The sequence below is a fragment of the Streptomyces sp. CoH27 genome (assembly GCF_020181035.1).
Taxonomy (GTDB): Bacteria; Actinomycetota; Actinomycetes; order Streptomycetales; family Streptomycetaceae; genus Streptomyces; species Streptomyces camelliae.
This window is the reverse complement of sequence record NZ_JAIQYY010000016.1, coordinates 172,992-187,929: the sequence shown is the minus strand read 5'-3', so window position 1 is coordinate 187,929 and position 14,938 is coordinate 172,992. Positions and strand designations below refer to the sequence as shown.

The window sequence follows — 14,938 nt, the reverse complement described above, 5'->3', positions numbered from 1 at the left end:
AGATGGCGTTCCGGGAGATCAACTCCAAGATGGTCGAGGCGACCGTGGTGCCGGGGCAGCGGCTGTTCAGCCAGCGCGGGGCGATGCTCGCCTACAAGGGGGACGTGTCCTTCACGCCGAACATCCAGGGCGGCCAGGGCGGGCTGATGTCCATGCTCGGGCGCCGGGTGACGGGCGAGGCGACCCCGCTGATGACGGTGGAGGGCAGCGGAACCGTCTTCTTCGGGCACGGCGGCCACCACGTCCACGTCATCCAGCTCACGGGCGACACCCTGTACGTCGAGGCGGACCGGCTGCTGGCCTTCGAGGGCACGCTGCGGCAGGGGACGATGTTCATGGGCTCGCAGGGCGGGGTGATGGGCCTGGTCCGGGGTCAGGTCACCGGGCAGGGCCTGTTCACCACCACGCTCCAGGGGCAGGGCTCGGTCGCCGTGATGGCGCACGGCGGGGTCTTCGAGATCCCGATCACCCCGCAGCACCCGGTCCATGTCGACCCGCAGGCGTACGTCGCCCATCACGGCGAGGTCCGCAACAGACTGTCGGCCGCGCTCGGCTGGCGCGAGATGGTGGGCCGGGGCTCCGGCGAGGCCTTCCAGCTGGAGCTGAGCGGCAGCGGCACGGTGTTCGTCCAGGCATCGGAGGAGAAGCTGTGAGCACGTACCCGGCCCCCGGTGCCCCTGTGGTGTACGACCCGATGACGCTGCCCGCCGACGACAACGTGAACAGGTACACGTTCTGCGTGGAGCTCAAGAGCGGTGAGTGGTTCCTGCAGAAGGGGAAGATGATCGCCTATTACGGGGCGATCGAGTTCAACGGGATCGGGCACGGGCGACTCGACCGACTTGTCCGCACCTCGTTCCATTCGCCACTGCACGCGAGCGACTGGGTCGTGGCGCACGGCTCGGGCAAGATGCTGCTCGCCGACCGGGCCTTCGACGTCAATTCCTATGACCTGGACGACGGGAACTTGACCATTCGCTCGGGCAACCTGCTCGCTTTTCAGCCAAGTCTCGCGCTGAAGCAATCGATCGTGCCGGGTTTTCTGACCCTTATCGGAACCGGCAAGTTTGTCGCCGCATCTAACGGTCCGGTGGTGTTCATGGAACCTCCGATCCGGGTCGATCCGCAGGCCCTCGTCGGGTGGGCCGACTGCCCGTCACCGTGCCATCACTACGACCACGGTTATCTGACGGGTGTACTAGGCGGTCTACGTGCGATGACGGGCTTCGGCGGGGTGTCCGGGGAGGAGCACCAGTTCGAGTTCGTGGGCGCCGGAACGGTGCTTCTGCAGTCCTCGGAGAGCCTCATGGGCGAGGTTGCGACGGGGGTTGTGCCATCCGAACCGGGGGTACCCGGGGGTGGCACTCCGGGTCCGGGCGGCCACGGTCCGCAATCATCCGGGGCACCGCGCCTTCCCGGACAGCTCGGCGACCTCCAGCGTCGCTTCGGGCTGTGAGCGGTAGTCTGCGGAGTGTGACGTCGAACGCGTGCGCACTGTCACATCATCCGAAGTAGTTCGTCATTCAACTTCTTAGGTAGACTTCATTCATGGAGACCGAGACGGCCACGCGCTGGCTGACCGATGCGGAGCAGTGCGCCTGGCGCACCCACCTGGAGGTCAACAGGCTGTTGACGTACCAGCTGGAGAAGGATCTGCAGCCGTTCGGCCTGACGATGAACGACTACGAGATCCTCGTGAACCTGTCCGAGTCGGACGACGTACGGATGCGGATGAGCGATCTCGCCTCCGCGACCATGCAGTCCAAGAGCCGGCTCTCGCACCAGATCACGCGGATGGAGAACGCGAATCTCGTGCGCCGCGAGAACTGCGAGTCCGACCGCCGGGGGCTGTACGCCGTACTGACCGAGCACGGCATGGAGACGATGAGGAAGGTGGCGCCACATCATGTCGCCTCCGTGCGACGGCACTTCATCGATCTGCTGTCGCCGGAGGCACTGACGGAACTGGACAAGGCCCTCAAGCCGATCGCCCAGCACCTGAGGGGGCAGCGGGGGCGCCCCTGAGCCTGGCTCGGGATCGGCCGGCCGGCGGTCCCTCAGCCCTGCGTGAGGCCCGCCACCAGCTGGTCCGCCGCACGATACGGGTCCAGTTCGCCCGCGACGATGCGCTCCGCGAGGGCGCTGAGGCGGCGGTCGCCGTGCAGGTCGCCGATGCGCTCGCGCAGCGCCGTGACCGCGATGGTCTCCACCTCGCGGGCGGCGCGGGCCCGGCGGCGCTCGGTCAGCACCCCGTGCTCCTCCATCCACGCGCGGTGCTTCTCCAGGGCCTCCACGACCTCGTCGACGCCTTCCGCGCGGGCCGCCACCGTCTTCACGATCGGCGGACGCCAGTCGCCGGGGCCCCGGGCCTCGCCCAGGCCCAGCATGTGGTTGAGCTCGCGGGCCGTGGCGTCGGCGCCGTCCCGGTCGGCCTTGTTGACGACGTACACGTCGCCGATCTCCAGGATGCCCGCCTTGGCCGCCTGGATGCCGTCGCCCATGCCGGGGGCCAGCAGCACCACGCTGGTGTCCGCCTGGGAGGCGATCTCCACCTCCGACTGGCCGACGCCGACCGTCTCGACGAGGATCACGTCGCAGCCCGCCGCATCCAGCACCCGGATCGCCTGCGGGGCCGCCCAGGCCAGGCCGCCCAGGTGGCCGCGGGTGGCCATCGAGCGGATGTAGACCCCGGGGTCGGAGGCGTGGTCGGACATGCGGACGCGGTCGCCGAGCAGGGCGCCGCCGGAGAACGGGGACGACGGGTCGACGGCCAGGACGCCGACCCGTTTGCCCTGTTTGCGATACGCCGTGACGAGCGCGGAGGTGGAGGTCGACTTGCCGACGCCCGGCGAGCCCGTCAGGCCCACCACATAGGCGTTTCCGGTCAGCGGGGCCAGTGCCGCCATGACCTCCCTGAGCTGCGGGGACGCCCCCTCCACCAGGGAGATCAGCCGGGCCACGGCCCGCGGCCGGCCGTCCCTGGCCTGGGCCACCAGAGAGGAGACGTCCTGCATCACACAGCTCCGTTCACTTCAGCGACGTAAAGGGGAACTCAGGCCTTCGGCACGCGCACGATCAGGGCGTCGCCCTGGCCGCCGCCACCGCACAGCGCGGCCGCGCCGACGCCACCGCCGCGCCGCTTGAGTTCGAGCGCCAGGTGGAGCACGAGACGGGCGCCGGACATGCCGATCGGGTGGCCCAGCGCGATCGCGCCGCCGTTGACGTTCACCTTTTCCGTGGACACGCCGAGGTCCTTCATTGACTGCACGGCGACCGCGGCGAAGGCCTCGTTGATCTCGATGAGATCCAGGTCGGAGACGTCCAGGCCGTCCTTCTTCAGGGCGTGCTGGATCGCGTTCGAGGGCTGCGACTGCAGGCTGTTGTCGGGGCCGGCCACATTGCCGTGCGCGCCGATCTCGGCGAGCCACTCAAGGCCCAGCTCCTCGGCCTTGGCCTTGCTCATCACGACCACAGCCGCCGCACCGTCCGAGATCTGCGAGGAGGTGCCGGCCGTGATCGTGCCGTCCTTCGTGAACGCCGGGCGCAGCTTGCCCAGGGACTCTGCGGTGGTCTCGGCGCGGATGCCCTCGTCCTTGCTGAACAGGACGGGCTCGCCCTTGCGCTGCGGGATCTCCACGGGGGTGATCTCGGCCTCGAACAGGCCGTTCTTCTGCGCGGCGGCGGCCCGCTGGTGGGACAGGGCGGCCACCGCGTCCTGCTCCTCGCGGCCGATGCCGAGGCGCGCGTTGTGCTTCTCGGTGGACTGGCCCATCGGGATGTTCTCCCACGGGTCGGTCAGGCCGTCGTAGGCCATCGCGTCGAGCATCTCGACGGCGCCGTACTTGAAGCCCTCGCGGGACTTCGGCAGCAGGTGCGGGGCGTTGGTCATGGACTCCTGGCCGCCGGCCACCACGATGTCGAACTCACCCGCGCGGATCAGCTGGTCGGCGAGCGCGATGGCGTCGAGGCCGGACAGGCACACCTTGTTGATGGTGAGCGCCGGGACGTTCATCGGGATGCCGGCCTTGACCGCCGCCTGACGTGCCGGGATCTGGCCCGCGCCGGCCTGGAGCACCTGGCCCATGATCACGTACTGCACCTGGTCGCCACCGATCCCCGCACGGTCGAGGGCGGCCTTGATCGCGAAGCCGCCGAGGTCGGCCGCGCTGAAGGACTTGAGGGAGCCCAGGAGTCGTCCCATGGGCGTGCGCGCGCCCGCGACGATCACAGAGCTGGTCGTTCCAGAAGGCATGAGCTGCGATCCCCTTACCGGCCTGCACAGCCGAGGAGTGAACGAGGGTTTACTTCGAATGTACTGAGTGGCACTCCGTGCCGTCATCGGGCCGTCGGTGTGATCGCGCGCACGTTGCGTAACCATCCGCCGAGCGCTGCACTGAATCCATGCTGACGCGAATCGACCACATCGGGATCGCCTGCCACGACCTCGACGCGACCGTCGAGTTCTACCGGGCCACATACGGCTTCGAGGTGTTCCACACCGAGGTCAACGAGGAACAGGGCGTGCGCGAGGCCATGCTCAAGATCAACGAGACGTCGGACGGCGGCGCCTCCTACCTCCAGCTGCTGGAGCCGACCCGCGAGGACTCCGCGGTCGGCAAGTGGCTCGCGAAGAACGGGGAGGGCGTCCACCACATCGCCTTCGGCACGGCGGACGTGGACGGCGACGCCGCGGACATCCGCGAGAAGGGCGTACGGGTGCTCTACGACGAGCCCCGGCGCGGCTCGATGGGGTCCCGGATCACCTTCCTGCACCCCAAGGATTGCCACGGGGTCCTGACAGAACTGGTCACTTCGGCCCCGGTTGAGTCCCCTGAGCACTGACCCCCGTACATAAGGGCCGGTAGGGTTGGGGGCGGTCGTCGCTCATCCCAGGGCGACCGTATGCCGGGGTCCGGGTTTCGGGGGACGAGCGTCGGGGCAGCAGCCCGTGCTCCGCCGCCAGTCTGACACCATTCCCCGGGGGCCCCGTTCGGCGGATGGACGGGGCTCGTTGTAGAAGCCGACCAGGGGACGGATGGGACCGCGCAGTGCGGGGCTACGAGAGCCAGGAGCGAGAGCCGGCGGCTGACGTCGACCACCTCTCTCGGTTCGAGGCCGAGATGAAGCGGCTGAGGACCGAGCGGGAGAAGGCGATCCAGCACGCCGAGGACCTCGGCTACCAGGTCGAGGTGCTGCGCGCCAAGCTGCACGAGGCGCGCCGCACCCTCATGACCCGGCCCGCCTTCGACGGCGGTGACATCGGCTACCAGGCCGAGCAGTTGCTGCGTAATGCCCAGATCCAGGCCGACCAGCTGCGCCAGGACGCGGAGCGGATGGCCGCGGAGGCCCGGGCGCAGACCCAGCGGATCCTCCAGGAGCACGCCGAGCAGGCCGCCCGGCTCCAGGCCGAGCTGCACCAGGAGGCGGTGAACCGGCGCCAGCAGCTCGACCAGGAGCTGGCCGAGCGCCGCGCCACGGTCGAGTCGCACGTCAACGAGAACGTGGCGTGGGCCGAGCAGCTGCGTGCCCGCACCGAGTCGCAGGCCCGCCGGCTCCTCGACGAGTCCCGCGCGGAGGCCGAGCAGGCGATGGCCGCCGCCCGCGCGGAGGCCGAGCGGCTGACCGAGGAGGCCCGGCAGCGGCTGCAGAACGACGCCGAGGCGGCGCGCGCGGAGGCCGAGCAGATCCTGCGCCGGGCCCGTACGGACGCCGAGCGGCTGCTGAACGCGGCGTCCACGCAGGCCCAGGAGGCCACCGACCACGCCGAGCAGCTGCGCACCAGCACCGCGAGCGAGTCGGACGCCGCCCGCCGGCAGGCCGCCGAGCTGAGCCGGGCCGCCGAGGAGCGGATGGCGGCGGCCGAGGAAGCGCTGCGCAAGGCGCAGGCCGAGGCGGAGAAGCTGGTCAGCGAGGCCGAGCAGGCCGCCGCCAAGACCCTGTCGAGTGCCGAGGCGGCGGGCGAGGCACGCACGCGTACGGCGAAGGAGCAGGTCGCCCGGCTGGTCGAGGAGGCCACCAAGGAGGCCGAGACCACCCGGTCCGAGGCCGAGCAGCTGGTCGCGGACGCCCGCGCCGAGGCCGAGAAGATCGTCACCGAGGCCGGCGAGAAGGCCCGTACGATCACCGCCGAGGAGACGGCGACCCAGCTGGGCAAGGCGGCCAAGACCGCCGAGGACGTCCTCAACAAGGCCTCGGAGGAGGCCAAGAACACCACCAAGGCCGCCGCCGAGGAGGCCGAGCGGATCCGCACCGAGGCCGAGGCCGAGGCGGACCGGCTGCGCGCCGAGGCGCACGACATCGCCGAGCAGCTCAAGGGCGCGGCGAAGGACGACACCAAGGAGTACCGCGCCAAGACGGTCGAGCTGCAGGAGGAGGCCCGCCGGCTGCGCGGCGAGGCCGAACAGCTGCGCGCCGACGCGGTCGCCGAGGGCGAGTCGATCCGTGCCGAGGCCCGCCGCGAGGCGGTCGCGCAGATCGAGGAGGGCGCCAAGTCCGCCGAGGAGCTGCTGGCCAAGGCCAAGGCGGATGCGGACGAGCTGCGTAAGAGCGCGACCGCGGACAGCGAGAAGGTCCGCACCGAGGCCATCGAGCGGGCCACGAGCTTGCGCCGGCAGGCCGACGAGACCCTGGAGCGCGGCCGTGCGGAGGCCGAGCGGCTGCGCACCGAGGCCGAGGAGCAGGCCGAGACGGTCCGTACGGCCGCCGAGACCGCCGCGCGCGAGCTGCGCGAGGAGACCGAGCGCGCCATAGAGGCCCGCCGCGCCGAGGCCGCCGGTGAGCTGACCCGGCTGCAGACCGAGGCGCAGGAGCGGCTCGCGTCGGCCGAGCAGGCGCTGGCCGAGGCCCGCGAGGAGGCTGCGCGGATCCGCCGGGAGACCTCGGAGGAGTCCGAGCGGCTGCGCGCGGAGGCCGCCGAGCGGATCCGCATGCTCCAGCAGCAGGCCGCCGAGGAGGCCGACCGGCTGCGCACCGAGGCCGCGGCCGACGCGTCCGCCTCCCGCGCCGAGGGTGAGTCCGTCGCCGTACGGCTGCGTTCCGAGGCCGCCGCCGAGGCCGAGCGGCTGAGGACCGAGGCGCAGGAGACCGCCGACCGGGTGCGCGCGGAGGCGCAGGCCGCCGCCGAGCGGCTCGCCGCCGAGGCGTCCGAGACGCTGGCCGCCGCGCAGGAGGAGGCCGTCCGGCGCCGTCGCGAGGCCGAGGAGACCCTGGGCTCCGCCCGCGAGGAAGCCGACCAGGAGCGGCTGCGGGCCCGCGAGCAGAGCGAGGAGCTGCTGGCCTCCGCCCGCAAGCGGGTCGAGGACGCGCAGGCCGAGGCGATCCGGCTGGTGGAGGAGGCCGACCGGCGCGCCGGCGAGATGGTCTCCGCCGCCGAGCAGCACGCCCAGCAGGTGCGGGACTCGGTCGCCGGGCTGCACGAGCAGGCGCAGGAGGAGATCGCCGGGCTGCGCTCGGCCGCCGAACACGCGGCGGACCGCACCAGGCGGGAGGCCGAGGAGGAGGCGGACCGGGTCCGCGCCGACGCCTACGCCGAGCGCGAGCGGGCGAGCGAGGACGCGAGTCGTATCCGCCGCGAGACGGCCGAGGAGACGGAGGCCGCCAAGGCGCTGGCCGAGCGTACGGTCGCGGAGGCGATCGCCGAGTCCGAGCGGCTGCGCGCGGATGCGGGCGAGTACGCCCAGCGGGTGCGCACCGAGGCCTCCGACGCGCTCGCCGAGGCCGACCAGGCGGCGGCCCGTACCCGGGCGGACGCCCGCGAGGACGCCAACCGCATCCGCTCCGACGCGGCCACCCAGGCCGACACCCTCATCACCGAGGCCCGGAGCGAGGCTGAGCGGCTCCAGAACGAGACGATCGCGGAGGCCGACCGGGTGCGCACGGAGGCGCTCGCCGAGGCCGAGCGGCTCCAGTCGGAGACGGCCGCGGAGGCGGAGCGGATCCGTACGGAGGCGTCGGAGACGCTCGCCGAGGCCGGCGAGGCGGCGGCCCGCGCCCGCGCGGAGGCCCGCGAGGACGCCAACCGCATCCGCTCCGACGCGGCCACCCAGGCCGACACCCTCATCACCGAGGCCCGCAACGAGGCCGAGCGGCTCCAGAACGAGACGGCCGCCGAGGCCGAGCGGGTCCGTGCGGAGGCGGTGGCGAACGCCGAGCAGCTGGTCAGAGAGGCCACCGACGAGGCGGAGCGGCTGCGCGCCGAGGCCGCCGAGACGGTCGGCTCGGCCCAGCAGCACGCCGAGCGGATGCGGGCCGAGTCCGAGCAGCTCCGGGCGGACGCGGAGGCGGCGGCCGAACGGCTCGTCAGCTCCGCGCGCGAGGAGGCCGAGCGGACCCTGGACGAGGCTCGCAAGGAGGCCAACAAGCGGCGTTCGGAGGCGGCCGAGCAGGTCGACACGCTCATCACGGAGACCACGGCCGAGGTCGACAAGCTGCTCACCGAGGCGCAGGAGCAGGCGCTGAAGACGACGGCGGACGCGGAGGCGCAGGCCGACACGATGGTGGGCGCGGCCCGCAGCGAGGCCGAGCGGATCGTCTCCGAGGCGACCGTCGAGGGCAACTCCCGGGTGGAGAAGGCCCGGACGGACGCGGACGAGCTGCTGGTGGGCGCCCGCCGGGACGCGACCGCGATAAGGGAGCGCGCGGAGGAGCTGCGCGACCGCATCACGACCGAGATCGAGGAACTGCACGAGCGGGCCCGCCGCGAGGTGGCCGAGACGATGAAGTCCACCGGCGACCGCTGCGACGCGCTCATCAAGGCCGCCGAGGAGCAGCTGGCCAAGGCCGAGGCCAAGGCCAAGGAGCTGGTGTCGGACGCCAACTCCGAGGCGGGCAAGGTGCGTATCGCCGCCGTCAAGAAGGCGGAGGGGCTCCTGAAGGAGGCCGAGCAGAAGAAGGCCAGCCTGGTCAAGGAGGCCGAGGAGCTGAAGGCCGAGGCGATCCGGGAGGCCCGGCGCACGGTCGAGGAGGGCAAGCGCGAGCTGGAGATCCTGGTGCGCCGGCGCGAGGACATCAACGCCGAGATCTCCCGTGTCCAGGACGTGCTGGAGGCATTGGAGTCCTTCGAGGCCCCCTCGGCCGGCAAGGACGGCGGAGTCAAGGCGGGTGCGACGGTCGGCGCCCCTCGTTCGGGTGGCAAGCCGTCAGACGGGTAACGGGAGCGCGGCGTTCCGGTAACGTCTGGGGGCTTTGCCCGAGTCCTTGGCCAGCCGTCCGGCCGTCAGCCACCCAAAAGGGGTCTCATTCTCCAGATCAAACACGTATCCGCGTGATGACACACCGCTTCGGCCCCTAGGATTCCACCTATCACCTCACCGGTCTCATTCGACAGGAACCCCATGAGCGACACTTCCCCCTACGGCTTCGAGCTTGTGCGGCGTGGGTACGACCGCGCTCAGGTGGACGAACGTATCTCCAAGCTCGTCTCCGACCGTGACAGCGCTCTCGCCCGGATCACCGCCCTGGAGAAGCGCATCGAGGAGCTCCACCTCGAAACGCAGAACGCCCAGGCCCAGGTCACCGACGCCGAGCCGTCGTACGCGGGTCTCGGCGCGCGGGTCGAGAAGATCCTGCGCCTGGCCGAGGAAGAGGCCAAGGAGCTGCGTGAGGAGGCCCGGCGGGCGGCCGAACAGCACCGCGACCTCGCCGAGTCGGCGGCCCAGCAGGTCCGCAACGACGCCGAGTCCTACGCCGCCGAGCGCAAGGCCAAGGCCGAGGACGAGGGCGTCCGGATCGTCGAGAAGGCCAAGGCCGACGCCTCCCAGCTGCGTGCCGAGGCGCAGAAGGACGCGCAGTCCAAGCGCGAGGAGGCGGACGCCCTCTTCGAGGAGACCCGCGCCAAGGCCGCGCAGGCCGCCGCCGACTTCGAGACGAACCTGGCCAAGCGCCGCGAGCAGTCCGAGCGCGACCTGGCCTCGCGTCAGCAGAAGGCCGAGAAGCGGCTGGCGGAGATCGAGCACCGCGCCGAGCAGCTGCGCCTGGAGGCGGAGAAGCTGCGCACCGACGCCGAGCGCCGCGCCCGCCAGACGGTGGAGACGGCCCAGCGCCAGGCCGAGGACATCGTGGCCGACGCCAACGCCAAGGCCGACCGCATCCGCTCGGAATCCGAGCGCGAGCTCGCCGCGCTGACCAACCGCCGCGACAGCATCAACGCCCAGCTGACGAACGTGCGCGAGATGCTGGCGACGCTGACCGGCGCGGCGGTCGCTGCCGCGGGGACCACGACCGACGACGAGCCCATCTCTCGTGGGGTGCCGGCGCAGCAGACCCGGTGACACCTGTGCTCGACGGTCGCTGAAGAGACCGAAGCCCTCTTCCACTCCGGTGGCAGGGGGCTTCGGCTCGTCTTAGCGTGGCCGCATGATCGAGCTGGCGGGCCTGACCAAGCGGTACGGCGAGAAGCTGGCCGTCGACGGGCTCACCTTCGCCGTCCGGCCGGGCATCGTGACCGGGTTCCTCGGGCCCAACGGGGCCGGGAAGTCCACCACGATGCGGATGATCCTCGGGCTGGACCACCCCACCGCCGGCGATGTCCGGATCGACGGCAAGCACTACGACCAGCTGGCGGACCCGCTGACGTACATCGGGGCGCTGCTGGACGCGAAGGCCGTGCACGGCGGCCGGAGCGCCTACAACCATCTCCTCTGTCTCGCGCAGAGCAACGGGATCCCGAAGCACCGGGTGGGTGAGGTGCTGGAGACCGTGGGGCTCACGGCCGTGGCGAGGAAGAAGGCCAAGGGATTCTCGTACGGCATGGGGCAGCGGCTCGGTATCGCCGCGGCGCTGCTCGGCGACCCGCGGATCCTGATGTTCGACGAGCCGGTCAACGGGCTCGACCCCGAGGGCATCCACTGGATCCGGAACCTGATGAAGTCGCTGGCCGCACAGGGCCGGACCGTGTTCGTTTCGAGCCATCTGATGAGCGAGATGGCGCTGACCGCCGATCACCTCGTGGTCATCGGGCAGGGACGGCTGCTCGCGGACACCTCCATGGCCGAGTTCATCCGGCAGAACTCACGGTCGTACGTGCGGATCCGCTCGCCCCAGCGGGAAGAGCTGCTGGACATCCTGCACGAGGCCGGGATCACCGTCGTCGAGGCGGGCGGAGGCGCGCTGGAGGTGGACGGCGGCAAGGCGGAGCAGATCGGCGAGCTGGCGGCGCGGCACGGGATCGTGCTGCACGAGCTGAGCATCCAGCAGGCCTCGCTGGAGGAGGCGTTCATGCGGCTCACGGCGGAGACGGTGGAGTACCACGCGCAGGCCGGCCCGGGCCCCGCCCCGCAGGACTGGGGCGCCGACTGGAAGGGGGTGTGAGCCATGACGGCCGTACGGGTGATCCAGTCGGAGTGGACGAAGATCCGGTCGGTGGCGTCGACGGTGTGGACACTGTCGCTGGCGGTGGTGGTCACGATCGCGCTCGGGATGCTCATCTCCGCGCTGTCGAGGAGCCAGTTCGACCGGATGCCGGTCCAGGACCGGCTCTCCTTCGACCCCACCCGCGTCAGCTTCGCGGGCATGACGCTGGGCCAGCTCGCCGTGATCGTGTTCGGGGTGCTGGTCGTGTCGAACGAGTACAGCACCGGCATGATCCGGGTCTCGCTGGCCGCCGTGCCGCGCCGGGGCACCTTCCTGTTCAGCAAGGTCGCGGTGGCCGCCGCGCTCGCGCTGGTCGTGGGCATGGCGACGAGCTTCGCCGCGTTCTTCCTCGGGCAGGCGATGCTCGGGCCGTACCGGGCGCACCTCGGGGACCCCGGGGTACTGCGCGCGGTGGTCGGCGGCGGGCTGTACATGACGCTGATCGCGGTGTTCTCCATGGGGGTCGCCGCGATGCTGCGCTCGCCGATGCTCTCGCTCGGCATCCTGATGCCGTTCTTCTTCCTGATCTCCACCATCCTCGGCAACGTCGACGCGACGAAGAAGATCGGCCGGTTCCTGCCGGACCAGGCGGGCAGCCGGATCATGGAGGTGGTGCCGAGGATCGGCGACGACCGGCCGTACGGGCCGTGGGGCGGGCTCGGGATCATGGTGCTGTGGGTGATCGCCGCGCTGGCCGGCGGGTATGTGCTGCTGAAGCGCCGGGACGCCCAATAGGACGCTCAGTAGACGGATTCCCTACGCTGCGTAACGCCTGGGCTTTACTTTCTTTTGGGCGGAACCGTCAGCCACTCGATATCCTCCTAACCCTTACGGGGGCGTGGGTGCCCTGCTGTCCTGAACCTTTTGATGGGTGCGGAGCATGATCGAGGCTGTAGGCCTGACGAAGCACTACGGCGACAAGACCGCCGTGCACAACCTTTCCTTCCAGGTGCGGCCCGGAGCCGTGACCGGCTTCCTCGGGCCGAACGGCTCGGGCAAGTCGACGACGATGCGGATGATCCTCGGGCTGGACAACCCGTCGTCCGGCACGGTGACCATCGGCGGCTACCCCTACCGCAAACTGCCCAACGCGGCCCGTCAGGTCGGCGCGTTGCTGGACGCCAAGGCCGTGCACGGCGGGCGGTCCGCGCGCAACCACCTGCTGAGCCTCGCGCAGCTGTCGGGCATCCCGGCCCGGCGCGTGGACGAGGTGCTCGGGGTCGTCGGTCTCCAGGGCGTGGCCAAGAAGCGCTCCAAGGGCTTCTCGCTCGGCATGGGCCAGCGCCTCGGTATCGCGGCCGCGCTGCTCGGCGACCCGCAGGTGCTCCTCTTCGACGAGCCGGTCAACGGCCTCGACCCCGAGGGCATCCTCTGGGTCCGCAACCTGATGAAGGCGCTCGCGGCGGAGGGCCGTACGGTCTTCGTCTCCTCGCACCTCATGAGCGAGATGGCGCTGACCGCCGACCACCTCATCGTGATCGGGCGCGGTCAGCTGCTCGCCGACATGAGCGTGAAGGACTTCATCTCGGCCAACTCCGCCGACTTCGCGCGCGTCCGCACCCCCGACACCGAGCCGCAGCTCCGCGAGAAGCTCACCTCGGCCCTGACCGAGGCGGGCGGCCACGTCCTGCCGGAACAGGACGGCGCGCTCCGGGTGACGGGCCTCCCGCTCCCCCGCATCAGCGACCTGGCGCACGAGGCGGACGTACGCCTCTGGGAGCTGTCGCCGCACCAGGCCTCGCTGGAGGAGGCGTACATGCGGATGACGCAGGCCGCCGTGGACTACCGCTCCACGGTCGACCAGAAGGCGGGCCTCCAGCAGCCGCTGCCGCCGGGCGCCCAGCCCCCCATGCCGGTCCCCGGCCAGGGCCAGCCCGGCTGGTACGCCCCACCGCCGCCCCAGCCCACCGTCTCCGGCCCGTACGGCGTCGGCCAGGCGCCGGGGGCGGGCCAGGTGGCGGGTGCGGGTCAGGCGCCGGGCGCGGGTCCTGCGGCTCCCGCCGGCCCGTACGGCGCCGGCCAGCCGGGACCGTACGGCGCCCCGGGAACCCCGGCCGCCAACCCGTACGCCCAGGCGGCCCCGCAGGCTGCTCCGCAGGGCCAGCCGCCGGTCGCCGCCCCGCAGCCTCCGCAAGCCCAGCCGCCGGTCGCCGCCCCTCAACCTCCGCAGAGCCAGGTACCGGGCGCGGCCCCAGCAGCCCCCGCCGCTCCCCCGGCACCGGCACCGGCGCCGGCCCCCGCCGCCGGAACCCCCGCTCCCGCACCCGCACCCGCCGACCTGACCAAGCCCGAGGACGCCCGATGAGCACGCACCAGCCCCCGATGCCGCAGGCCCCCGCCGCCGCGCCCGCATGGCAGGCGGCGCCCGGCGGGTCGTACCCCGGATACACCTCGCCGATCCCCGTCGTGCGCACCCACCTCGGGCACGCGCTCGCCTCGGAGTGGACGAAGATCAAGTCGGTGCGGTCGACGATGTGGACGCTCGGCGTGTTCGTGCTGCTCGTCGTCGGCATCGGCCTGCTGACCGGCGCCTTGGTCAAGGCCCACGCCGACAGCTCCAACATGGACGGCCAGAACCCGCTCACCTTCGGCTTCTTCGGCCTGCTGCTCGGCAGCATGTGCATCATCACGCTCGGCGTGCTGACCACGGCCTCGGAGTACGGCACCGGCATGATCCGTACGACGATGACCGCGTGCCCGAGCCGGACCCGGATCCTCGCAGCCAAGTCGATCGTGTTCTTCACCGTGGCCTTCGTCGTCACGCTGGTCGCGTCCGCCTTCGTCGGCATGATCCACGCGTCCATGCTGAGCGGCACCGGCGCCCGCACGCCCTCTGGGAGTGACTGGCTGAAGGACACCGTCGGCGTCAGCCTCTACATCGCGTTGCTCGGGCTGCTCTCGCTGCTCGTCGGCTCGATGATCCGGCACTCCGCCGGCGGCATCACGATCATGATCGGCGCGGTGCTCGCGCCGCTGGTCATCGCGCTGTTCATGGCCACGTCCTCGCTGCACTCGGTGCAGGAGTTCCTGTTCAAGTACTCCATCCCGAGCCAGCTGGGCGTCTTCTACGACAACACCCTGAGCGGCTCCGGCCCGACCGGCTGGGACCCGCTGTGGATCATGCTGGCCCTGACGGCGGCCGCGTACGCCGGCGCCTTCGCGCTGCTGCAGAAGCGGGACGTGTGAGCCTGACAAGTCCGACCGCTTGACCGACCGAGGGCCTCCCGGGCGTATGACGCCGACGGGGGGCCTTCGTGTTTCACCGTCGGACCCACTCCTGCACACAGGAGGCGCACAGAAAATCCATAACCTTCTGTACGAGCCCACCCGTGTATGCGTAAGGTAAAGCCGCGCATGACCGGATCATGACCAATCCGCGTCCGAGCGCGCACGCACATCACTCAGCGACCGGGGGAACACCGTCGCTCACGGGGAGGGGTTGCTTCACCATGCCGTCGTACCGGCCGTCCGTACGCGCCATCCAGTAAGAGCGCTCTCTGCTCCCAGACCGTCGGCCTCCGCCCGGCGCACCCCCTGAGGAAGAAAGGGACGCTCTTTTGCGCTCCAAGCCTTGGTTCCGCCTGCGCGG

Annotated in this window: 12 protein-coding genes; 10 read left to right on the top strand and 2 right to left on the bottom strand. The window is 71.3% G+C overall.

Going from position 1 to position 14,938, the window contains the following annotated elements:
• The first annotated feature begins 2 nt into the window (after nucleotides 1-2).
• The 3 genes from LE548_RS27030 (at nucleotide 3) to LE548_RS27020 (ending at nucleotide 2,025) form a co-directional block, all read left to right on the top strand.
• A complete protein-coding gene (locus LE548_RS27030) occupies nucleotides 3-653 on the top strand; it encodes an AIM24 family protein (RefSeq protein ID WP_225099556.1) in 651 nt (216 codons plus the stop codon).
• Nucleotides 650-1,456, top strand: a complete 807-nt coding sequence (locus LE548_RS27025) for an AIM24 family protein (RefSeq protein WP_225099555.1) — start codon at nucleotides 650-652, stop codon at nucleotides 1,454-1,456. Before LE548_RS27030 ends, LE548_RS27025 begins: the two co-directional genes overlap by 4 nt.
• A 92-nt stretch (nucleotides 1,457-1,548) precedes the next feature.
• Nucleotides 1,549-2,025, top strand: coding sequence for a MarR family winged helix-turn-helix transcriptional regulator (locus LE548_RS27020; RefSeq protein ID WP_225099554.1), 477 nt, complete (start codon nucleotides 1,549-1,551; stop codon nucleotides 2,023-2,025).
• Nucleotides 2,026-2,057: 32 nt separating this feature from the next.
• Here the strand turns inward: LE548_RS27020 and meaB are convergent, their stop codons facing one another.
• Both meaB and LE548_RS27010 read right to left on the bottom strand, forming a co-directional pair.
• Nucleotides 2,058-3,014, bottom strand: a complete 957-nt coding sequence (gene meaB / locus LE548_RS27015) for a methylmalonyl Co-A mutase-associated GTPase MeaB (RefSeq protein ID WP_225099553.1) — start codon at nucleotides 3,012-3,014, stop codon at nucleotides 2,058-2,060.
• 38 nt (nucleotides 3,015-3,052) lie between these two features.
• A complete protein-coding gene (locus LE548_RS27010; RefSeq protein ID WP_225099552.1) occupies nucleotides 3,053-4,252 on the bottom strand; it encodes an acetyl-CoA C-acetyltransferase in 1,200 nt (399 codons plus the stop codon).
• A 149-nt stretch (nucleotides 4,253-4,401) separates the two neighbouring features.
• Between LE548_RS27010 and mce the strand changes: the two genes are divergently transcribed.
• From mce to LE548_RS26975, 7 genes are all read left to right on the top strand, one after another.
• Nucleotides 4,402-4,842, top strand: coding sequence for a methylmalonyl-CoA epimerase (gene mce / locus LE548_RS27005; RefSeq protein WP_225099551.1), 441 nt, complete (start codon nucleotides 4,402-4,404; stop codon nucleotides 4,840-4,842).
• A 206-nt stretch (nucleotides 4,843-5,048) separates the two neighbouring features.
• Nucleotides 5,049-9,149 (top strand): polarized growth protein Scy, encoded by a 4,101-nt coding sequence (gene scy, locus LE548_RS27000; protein WP_225099550.1) that lies wholly within the window; start codon nucleotides 5,049-5,051, stop codon nucleotides 9,147-9,149.
• A gap of 183 nt (nucleotides 9,150-9,332) precedes the next feature.
• The gene (locus LE548_RS26995) at nucleotides 9,333-10,268 is read left to right on the top strand and encodes a cellulose-binding protein (protein WP_225099549.1); all 936 of its coding nucleotides are present in this window, start codon (nucleotides 9,333-9,335) and stop codon (nucleotides 10,266-10,268) included.
• 85 nt (nucleotides 10,269-10,353) lie between these two features.
• A complete protein-coding gene (locus LE548_RS26990; protein ID WP_225099548.1) occupies nucleotides 10,354-11,307 on the top strand; it encodes an ABC transporter ATP-binding protein in 954 nt (317 codons plus the stop codon).
• Between the two features lie 3 nt (nucleotides 11,308-11,310).
• On the top strand, nucleotides 11,311-12,084 hold the full coding sequence (locus LE548_RS26985) for an ABC transporter permease (protein WP_225099547.1): 774 nt from the start codon (nucleotides 11,311-11,313) through the stop codon (nucleotides 12,082-12,084).
• A 145-nt stretch (nucleotides 12,085-12,229) separates the two neighbouring features.
• A complete protein-coding gene (locus LE548_RS26980; protein ID WP_225099546.1) occupies nucleotides 12,230-13,654 on the top strand; it encodes an ABC transporter ATP-binding protein in 1,425 nt (474 codons plus the stop codon).
• Nucleotides 13,651-14,535, top strand: a complete 885-nt coding sequence (locus LE548_RS26975; protein WP_225099545.1) for an ABC transporter permease — start codon at nucleotides 13,651-13,653, stop codon at nucleotides 14,533-14,535. Before LE548_RS26980 ends, LE548_RS26975 begins: the two co-directional genes overlap by 4 nt.
• Nucleotides 14,536-14,938 lie beyond the last annotated feature (403 nt).

Coding starts and splice junctions, on each gene's coding strand:
- LE548_RS27030 (WP_225099556.1), top strand. CDS start 3: ATGGCGTTCCGGGAGATCAACTCCAAGATGGTCGAGGCGACCGTGGTG.
- LE548_RS27020 (WP_225099554.1), top strand. CDS start 1,549: ATGGAGACCGAGACGGCCACGCGCTGGCTGACCGATGCGGAGCAGTGC.
- meaB (WP_225099553.1), bottom strand. CDS start 3,014: ATGCAGGACGTCTCCTCTCTGGTGGCCCAGGCCAGGGACGGCCGGCCG.
- LE548_RS27010 (WP_225099552.1), bottom strand. CDS start 4,252: ATGCCTTCTGGAACGACCAGCTCTGTGATCGTCGCGGGCGCGCGCACG.
- mce (WP_225099551.1), top strand. CDS start 4,402: ATGCTGACGCGAATCGACCACATCGGGATCGCCTGCCACGACCTCGAC.
- LE548_RS26995 (WP_225099549.1), top strand. CDS start 9,333: ATGAGCGACACTTCCCCCTACGGCTTCGAGCTTGTGCGGCGTGGGTAC.
- LE548_RS26990 (WP_225099548.1), top strand. CDS start 10,354: ATGATCGAGCTGGCGGGCCTGACCAAGCGGTACGGCGAGAAGCTGGCC.
- LE548_RS26985 (WP_225099547.1), top strand. CDS start 11,311: ATGACGGCCGTACGGGTGATCCAGTCGGAGTGGACGAAGATCCGGTCG.
- LE548_RS26980 (WP_225099546.1), top strand. CDS start 12,230: ATGATCGAGGCTGTAGGCCTGACGAAGCACTACGGCGACAAGACCGCC.
- LE548_RS26975 (WP_225099545.1), top strand. CDS start 13,651: ATGAGCACGCACCAGCCCCCGATGCCGCAGGCCCCCGCCGCCGCGCCC.